Here is a 7,739-nt window from a genome sequence, read left to right on the forward strand (position 1 = left end):
GTGATGTCCTGAATTGTCGACGGCTGTGTAACAGCGGTTAGGAGGCCGGGGGCGCGCGGGAAACCCCGGGACATGAACCACAACACCCCGGTCTCCCCCCGCCCCCTCAGCCACCTCACCGACGCGCAGCGACGCGTGCTGTCCGCCGCGCAGCTGCGCGCGCACGGTGTGTCCGCCGCCCAGATGTCCGCGCAGTGCCGGCCCGGCGGGCCCTGGCAGCAGCTCCTGCCCGGCGTCTTCGTCCTGCACCCCGGCCCGCCGACCAGCGAGGAGCGGCTGCACGCCGCCCTGATGTACGCGGGACGGCCCACCGCCTCCGCCGGCGGCCCGGTGGTCCCCGCGCAGGTCAGGTCGGAGGGCGAGGCCGGCTCGTACGGGGACGTCGCGCTCACGGGGCTGGCGGCGCTCGCGCTGTACCGCTTCGCCGGCGCGCCCTCGCTGCTGTCCCTCGACCGGATCGACGTACTGGTGCCCCGCACCCGGCGCCTGCGTTCCACCGGCTGCGCACGGCTGATCCGGGTGCACTCCATGCCGCAGGCCCAGGAGATCGGCGGGCTGCCGGTCGCCTCCGTCGCCCGCGCCCTCGCGGACGCCGTCGCACAGCTCACCGACGCCGACGTCGTACGCCGCCTGCTCACCGAGGCCGTACGCGGCGGGCACTGCGAACCGGCCGCCGTGGTGCGGGAGCTGACCCTCGCGCGGCTGCTCTCGCGGCCGTACGTCGTCGACGCCGTCGATTCGCTGCTCGCCGAGGGGCGGGCCATCGCCGAGGACCGGCTGTACCGCATGGTCCGCGACCACGGACTGCCCGACCCGCTCTGGAACGTCGACCTGCGGCTGCCCGGCGGCCCTCACCTCGGCGGTGTCGACGTCTACTGGCCCGACCAGGCCGTGGCCGTGGAGCTGGACACCCGTGCGCCGCGGCAGCACGAGGACGCGACGGGGTCTGTCGACGAGCGGAGCCGGGAGCTCGGGGAATGGTCGCAGTACACCCGCAAGCGCGAGCACCTGGAGCGCCTCGGCATCACCGTCGTCCACATCACGCCGAAGAAGCTCCGGGAAGCGCTCGACCAGCAGGCGACCGTCGTCCGGACCGCCCTGATGGCGTCGAGCGACCGGGAGCCGCCCGCCCATGTGGTGGTGCTGCCCCGGTGACGGCGTCCTGAGTGCTTCAGCGCTTCTTCACCAGCAGCTCCGTGTTCCGGGCGTCCAGCGGACCCGCGAGGGTCTGCCGGGCGCCCGGCGCGTTGAGGGACAGCTCGCGGTAGAGCGCCGCCAGGCCCGTCTGCGACAGGTCGGTGAAGTCCGTGCGGTGCGGGGCGGCGGACTCGATCAGCGTGGTGAACAGGGAGAGGGTGCCGTCGTGGTTGTCGGTCAGCTCCACGACCCGGGCGAGCTGGGGGAACTCGACGTGGGAGGCGGTGGAGATCTCCCAGAAGCTGCCGTGGGCGAGGATCTCGTTGCGGTGGCTGTGTCCGTTGACCCAGGCGATGACGTTGCGATGCCGCTTGAACAGGGCGACGAGCTTGTCGCCGCCGCCGTCGTCGAACGTCCAGCTGTTGTGGTGGCTGAAAACGATGAGGTGTTCGTCCCGGTGGGCGAGCAGGGTGCGCCCCAGCCAGTCCAGCTGGGCCTTGCCGATCGAGCCCGCGAAGTGGCCGCCCCGGTCGGTGGTGTCGAGGCTGACACCGACCACGCCGTCGGCGACGCGGAAGGAGTAGTAGAGGTTTCCGGTGTCGGCGTTCTGGCGGGTGTAGCCGTGTCCGGCGGGGCCGGCGCCCGCGTACGCCGGGTCGAGGTGTGCCTCGACGTACTCGCGCGGGGTGAAGGGGGCGCGGGCCGGGTCGGGCGTGACGGAGCGCATGCGGCGCGACTCGCGGCGCAGCAGGTCGGTGAAGTGGGTGCCGCGCGGGTCACTGCCCTTTCTGAGCACGGCTTCGAGCGCCTTAGCGTCGTTCACCGGGAGGGACAGCAGTTTCCGGCCACCTACCGCGAAGTCGGCGAGGTAGCCGGACGCGCCGGCGTTGGCGAAGCAGCCGCTCGGCAGGTCGTCGTGGTTGCCGACGGTGGAGTACCAGGGCAGTCGGAGTCCGGGGCTGTTCACGGGGCGCCGGACGGCGGCGAAGTAGCCCTCCAGGCGGGGGAAGCCGCGCTGCTTGTCGGCGTCGCGCAGCGCGCTGTCCGGGTGCCAGTACAGGGGCAGGCCGGAGTCCTGTACGCCTTCGTAGCGGTTCGGGTCCCCGGTGTCGGGGGTGATGCGGCCGCCGCTCATGGTGCGCAGGAACCAGTCGAGTTCGGCCTTGCAGTTGTTGTCCGTGTTGTCGCCGGTCGTCATCACGAAGTCGAGGTCGGCTCCGGTGACCGGCCCGCCGCGCAGCGCGTTGACGCGCTCGACGAGCGAGATCGCGCCGTGCACGGTGAGCGCCTCCTGCGGGCGCCACGCGCCGGCCGCCTGGGCGCGCAGGTACTCGGTGCGGACGGGGTGCTGCACGTCGGTGAGGTGGAGGTCGGTGAGCTGTACGAACGACGCCAGGGCGGTACGACGCTCCGCGCGCCCGGCCCGGGCGGCGGCCAGCTGCGTCCGTACGACGCGCTTCCAGCCGGGGCCGGTGCCCAGCCGCCGGTAGCCGGAGGCGGAGCCGCGCGGGGTGGCGACCTTGCGCAGGGTGGTGCCGGTCCAGGGCGGGACGGGGGCGAGGGCCCGGGTGGACGGCGCCGCCGCGGCCACCGCCGGCGCGCCGCCCGGGCCCCGGGCGGCCACGGCGCCGGCCTGCGCCGCGTGGTCCGGACGGAGGGCGAGCCCGATGCCGGCGGCGACGCCGACCGCTCCGGTCGCTGCGAGGAAGGATCGGCGGTCGAGGGCGGCTTCGGCTGCGGAGCGTAGGCGTGACATGGCGCGGTCTCCCCGGGGTGCGGTCGCATCGGCCGGGCAGGGGTGGACCGCTGGTGGGAGCCAGTGGAACCCCTTGCCCCACTGGATCGTTGACACTGGGAGTGGCCTGCGCGTTAACGGCTCCGCAACGCGCAACGCCGATCACCGAACAGGGATCACCGCTCGGGCGCGGGCCCTCACCTCCCCGGTGGTCCCACCCGTCCCGTCGGCGGTCGCGTGCGCCACAGCTGCATGCCCGTGTCGACCAGCTCGACGTGGTCGAGGTGGGGCACCGCGTCCAGGGGGTGCCAGGCCGCCAGGTCGGTGGAGCCGGACGTCTCGTGGCGCAGCTCGCCGCCGGTGATCTCGCCCTCGTACACGAGGCGCAGGCCCTGGAAGTCGGCGAAGGCGCCGAGCCTGCGCGGGTAGCGGCGGGTGATGGAGTCGACGCCGAGCAGCCGCACCGGTTCCACGGCGTACCCCGTCTCCTCCTCCACCTCGCGGATCACCGTGTCGTACGGGTCCTCGCCGTGGTCCATGCCGCCGCCCGGCAGGGTCCACCGCTTCGCGCCGTCGGGCGCCACCCAGCGGGCCAGCAGCACCCGCTCGTTCCGCACGCACACGGCGTAGGCCGCCACCCTGAGCTCTCGGTTCATTGACCGAGGTTACGGGCACGCGCCGCAACAGCGCCCGGAATCTGGCGATTCGGGCCCCGTGGCGGATACCGCGCGGTGGCGGATGTGCGCCACCACCGAATTGCGCCCCCGGCAACTCTCCCCAAACAACCATCACTTAGGCAAGGCTGAGCGGTCATCCGGCACCGTATTCCGGACGACAGCCCGGACGACTCCTTCTTTCACATACAGGGAAGCCCATGACCCTCGAATCATCCGGCTCCATACCCGGGGCCAGACCCGCGGCCCGCATAGCGCTCGCCGCAGGTCTGGTCGCCGCGCTGTGTGCGGCCGCACCGCTGCCCGCGATGGCAGCCGGCGCCGACGACCCCCGCTCCACCACGCCCGCGCCCAAGTCCGCCGCCGCGAAGCTCGGTTCCGCCGACGCCCAGCTGCTGGCCGACGCGGAGGCCGACGGAGCGAAGAGCGTGACGCTGATGGTCGCCACCGCGCCCGGCGCCACCGAGCAGGTCGCCCAGCAGCTCGACGCCGTCCAGGGCGGCCTGGTCGGCCGTACGGACGACAAGCTCGGTTACGTACGGGCCACCCTGCCCACCGGTGCGGCGGACAAGGCCATCAAGGCCGCCGCGAAGCTCTCCTCGGTCCACGCCATCGATCTCAAGCAGGAGATCGCGCTGGACGACCCGACGCCGGCCGCCGACCGCGGCAAGGGCGCGAAGACCGCCGCGCAGGGCACCTACGCGGCCCCCGGGAAGCGCACGCCCGCGAAGAACCCGTACAACCCGTCCTTCGAGACGGGCGCCGTGGACTTCGTGGAGGACAACCCGAAGGCCGACGGCCGGGGCGTCACCATCGGCATCCTCGACTCGGGTGTCGACCTCGGCCACCCGGCGCTCCAGAAGACCACCACCGGCGAGCGCAAGATCGTCGACTGGGTGACGGCCACCGACCCGGTCGCGGACGCCGACGGCACGTGGCGCCGGATGACCGCGGCGGTCGACGGCCCGACGTTCGCGATCGCGGACCGCACCTGGTCGGCCCCCGCCGGGAGCTACAAGTTCAACCTCTTCCGCGAGGACGCCACCAAGGGTGGCGACATGGCGGGCGACCTGAACCGCGACGGTGACACCACCGACGTCTGGGGCGTGCTGTACGACGCCGCCGCCGGCACGGTCCGCGTCGACCTCGACAACGACGCCGACTTCGGCGACGAAGAGGCGATGAAGCCGTACAAGGACGGGCACCAGGTCCGGTACTTCGGCAAGGACGACCCGGCGACCGATGTCGTCGAGCAGATCCCGTTCGTCGCCGAGATCCGCAAGGACGTCGTCTACAACGCGGCCGGTGCGAAGGCCGACTACGTCAACATCGGCGTCATCGAGGGCTCGCACGGCACGCACGTCGCCGGCATCACCGCCGCCAACAGCCTCTTCGGCGGCCGGATGAACGGCGCCGCCCCCGGCGCCAAGCTGGTCTCCTCGCGCGCCTGCACCTGGAGCGGCGGCTGCACCAACGTCGCGCTCACCGAGGGCATGATCGACCTCGTCACCAAGCGCGGTGTCGACATCGTCAACATGTCGATCGGCGGCCTGCCCGCGCTGAACGACGGCAACAACGCGCGCGCCGAGCTCTACACGCGCCTGATCGACACCTACGGCGTGCAGCTGGTCATCTCGGCCGGCAACAGCGGCCCGGGCACCAACACCATCGGCGACCCGTCGCTTGCGGACAAGGTCATCTCGGTCGGCGCGTCCATCTCCAAGGAGACCTGGGCCGCCAACTACGGCTCGGCCGTGTCGAAGAAGTACGCCATGATGCCCTTCTCCTCGCGCGGCCCGCGTGAGGACGGCGGCTTCGCGCCGACCATCTCGGCGCCCGGCGCCGCCATCAACACCACCCAGACCTGGTCGCCCGGCGGCCCGGTCGCCGAGGCCGGCTACCAGCTCCCGGCCGGCTACTCGATGCTCCAGGGCACCTCGATGGCCTCTCCGCAGGCGGCGGGCGCGAGCGCGCTGCTGCTGTCGGCCGCGAAGCAGAAGAACATCGAGCTCACCCCGGCGAAGCTGCGCACCGCGCTCGTCAGCCAGGCCGACCACATCAAGGGCTTCCAGCCCCACGAAGAGGGCGCCGGCCTGATCAACATCGTGGACGCCTGGAAGTCGATCAAGAAGAACGCGTCGGCGCACGAGTACACGGTGAAGGCCCCGGTCGACACCGCGATCGACCAGTTCCTCAAGACGCCGGGCTTCGGCACCGGTCTGTACGACCGCGAGGGCGGCCTGAAGGCCGGCCAGAAGAAGGTCTACGACCTCACGCTCACCCGGACCACCGGCCCCGCCGGCGCCGTCCGCCACGAGCTGCACTTCGAGAACAACGACGGCACCTTCAAGATCGTCGGCGACGACGTGGTCCGGCTCCCGCTGAACCAGCCGGTCACCGTGAAGGTCTCCGCCCAGCCGCGCGCCAAGGGCATCCACAGCGCGATCCTGGAGGTGTCCGACAAGGCCACCGAGGGCATCGACAAGCAGATCCTCACCACCGTGGTCGCCGCCGAGGCGCTGGCGCAGCCCTCGTACGCGTTCTCCGCGACCGGCTCGGTGCAGCGCAACGCCCCGAAGTCGTACTTCGTGAACGTCCCCGAGGGCGCGAAGTCCCTGGAGGTCGCCCTGGGCGGGCTCGCCGACGGCAGCCAGACGCGCTTCATCTCCATCCACCCGTACGGTGTGCCTTCGGACCCGACCTCGACGGTCAACTGCTACCCGAACTACACCAACCCGGCCAACACCTGCCGTCCGGACGTGCGTTCGTACCCGAACCCGCAGGCCGGTGTCTGGGAGATCGAGGTCGAGTCGCGCCGTACGTCGCCGGTGCTCGACAACCCGTACAAGCTGGACGTGACGGTGCTCGGCGCCGCCTTCGACCCGGCGGTGCAGACCATCCCCGAGGCCAAGGTCGGCACGCCGGCGCCGGTCGAGTGGAAGGTCACCAACGGCTTCGCCGCGCTGGAGGGCAAGCTGAAGGCAGGCTCGCTCGGCTCCTCGAAGGACGCCCGTCCGTCGATCAAGAACGGCGAGCAGCAGGAGTCCACGCTCACCGTCGGTGAGGGCGTGGAGCGTCTGGACATCGCGATCGGCAAGGTCTCCGACGCCGCCGCGGACCTGGACCTGGCGGTCTACCTGGGCTCCACGCTGGTCGGCCAGGCCGCCGACGGCGACTCGGAGGAGGCCGTCAGCCTCGTCAAGCCCGCGGCCGGCACGTACCGCATCGTCGTCGACGGGTACTCGGTCCCGGCCGGGACCACCGAGTACGACTACCGCGACGTCTACTTCGCCCCGTCGCTGGGCGAGGTCAAGATCGACGACGCGCAGCTCGTGAAGCTGGCCAACGGCGCCTCGGCCCAGGTCAAGGCCGAGGTCGTGGTGGCCGGTGCGGCTCCCGAGGGACGCAAGTTCTTCGGCGAGGTGCAGCTGGTGAACGCGCGCGGCACGGTCGCGGGCTCCGGCAGCGCGCAGATCGACAAGGTCACGCCGTAACCACGGCCGCTCGGCGGTGAGTTACCGAGGAGGGGCGGGCGCCCGCACAGGCGCCCGCCTCTTCGGCTTTCACGGCAATCCGCCCGGCGTCGATTCGAACGGAACATCGGCTTCACATCGTCTTCACTGTCACCATGGACCCCATGACGCAGATCACCAAGGGGGCCAACACCCCTGTGCCCAGCGAGCTTCTCCGGGTGGCCGTCTGCCGCCGGAACGTGGCCGGGGCCCCGGCCGTCGACGCCTCGGCCCTCCTGCTGGACGCGAACGGCAAGGTACGGGGCGACGCCGACCTGGTGTTCTACAACCAGCCGCAGCACCCGTCGGGCACCGTGCGCCACTTGGGCACCAACGAGGGCAACGGGCAGCTCGCCGAGTGGCTGGAGTTCGACCTGCCGCGCGTCGAGCCCGCCGTGCAGCGGGTGCTGATAACCGGTTCCTGCGACGGCGGCGCCTTCGGCTCCGTACCCGGCCTGTACGCCCAGGTCCTCACCGGCGCCGGAGCGATGGTCGCGCTCTACGCGGTGGACGGCGCCACGACGGAGACCGCGTTCGTCCTCGGCGAGTTCTACCGGCGCGACGGCGGGTGGAAGTTCCGCGCGGTCGGGCAGGGTTACGCCTCCGGGCTGGCCGGTCTCGCGACCGACTTCGGCATCGCGGTCGACGGCGGCGAGACACCGCAGGCCCCGCCCCCGCCGC

5 protein-coding genes are annotated in these 7,739 nt (G+C 72.0%); 3 read left to right on the plus strand and 2 right to left on the minus strand.

Annotated elements, in window-relative coordinates:
- Nucleotides 1-72 precede the first annotated feature (72 nt).
- Complete coding sequence (locus E2E34_RS27750) at nt 73-1,155, plus strand: hypothetical protein (protein WP_138904638.1); 1,083 nt, start codon at nt 73-75, stop codon at nt 1,153-1,155.
- 16 nt (nt 1,156-1,171) lie between these two features.
- Here the strand turns inward: E2E34_RS27750 and E2E34_RS27755 are convergent, their stop codons facing one another.
- Together E2E34_RS27755 and E2E34_RS27760 are read right to left on the minus strand one after the other, a co-directional pair.
- Nucleotides 1,172-2,893 carry a TIGR03767 family metallophosphoesterase gene (locus E2E34_RS27755; protein WP_138904639.1) on the minus strand — a complete coding sequence of 574 codons (1,722 nt, stop codon included), beginning with the start codon at nt 2,891-2,893 and terminating at the stop codon, nt 1,172-1,174.
- A gap of 176 nt (nt 2,894-3,069) precedes the next feature.
- Nucleotides 3,070-3,528, minus strand: coding sequence for an NUDIX hydrolase (locus tag E2E34_RS27760; RefSeq protein ID WP_138904640.1), 459 nt, complete (start codon nt 3,526-3,528; stop codon nt 3,070-3,072).
- Between the two features lie 218 nt (nt 3,529-3,746).
- Between E2E34_RS27760 and E2E34_RS27765 the strand changes: the two genes are divergently transcribed.
- Entirely contained in the window at nt 3,747-7,040 is a 3,294-nt protein-coding gene (locus E2E34_RS27765) for a S8 family serine peptidase (RefSeq protein WP_138904641.1), read from the plus strand.
- Nucleotides 7,041-7,183: 143 nt separating this feature from the next.
- The coding region (locus E2E34_RS27770) for a TerD family protein (RefSeq protein ID WP_138904642.1) at nt 7,184-7,739 on the plus strand (556 nt) is incomplete at its 3' end.

This window comes from Streptomyces albidochromogenes, assembly GCF_005981925.1.
In the GTDB taxonomy this organism is placed as follows: Bacteria; Actinomycetota; Actinomycetes; order Streptomycetales; family Streptomycetaceae; genus Streptomyces; species Streptomyces albidochromogenes.

Coding starts and splice junctions, on each gene's coding strand:
- E2E34_RS27760 (WP_138904640.1), bottom strand. CDS start 3,528: ATGAACCGAGAGCTCAGGGTGGCGGCCTACGCCGTGTGCGTGCGGAAC.
- E2E34_RS27750 (WP_138904638.1), top strand. CDS start 73: ATGAACCACAACACCCCGGTCTCCCCCCGCCCCCTCAGCCACCTCACC.
- E2E34_RS27765 (WP_138904641.1), top strand. CDS start 3,747: ATGACCCTCGAATCATCCGGCTCCATACCCGGGGCCAGACCCGCGGCC.
- E2E34_RS27755 (WP_138904639.1), bottom strand. CDS start 2,893: ATGTCACGCCTACGCTCCGCAGCCGAAGCCGCCCTCGACCGCCGATCC.